The sequence below is a fragment of the Microvirga pakistanensis genome (assembly GCF_004458765.1).
Taxonomy (GTDB): Bacteria; Pseudomonadota; Alphaproteobacteria; order Rhizobiales; family Beijerinckiaceae; genus Microvirga; species Microvirga pakistanensis.
Genome location: NZ_SPJX01000615.1, coordinates 1 through 223 on the forward strand (window position 1 = coordinate 1; position 223 = coordinate 223).

The 223-nt window shown below is 68.6% G+C and carries 1 pseudogene; it reads left to right on the forward strand.

What is annotated here, in order from left to right:
* Positions 1–223 (forward strand): annotated as a pseudogene (locus E4K09_RS24090) (thioredoxin domain-containing protein); the annotation flags it as partial.

Below are 223 nucleotides of genomic sequence, written 5' to 3' on the forward strand. Positions count from 1 at the left end.
CTCGCCGATCTCGACCGCATGGGCCTGCGCCTCACCGAGCTGATCGACACCCGGCATGGCGGTCTTCAAGGCGCGCCGAAATTCCCCAATCCCACGATCCTCGAATACCTGTTCCGCTATGCGGGCCGCGCCGGGGACGGCGGAGCCCGCCATGGCTTTCTCCTCACCCTGGAGCAGATGGCCCTCGGGGGCATTCGCGACCATCTCGGCGGGGGCTTCGCCC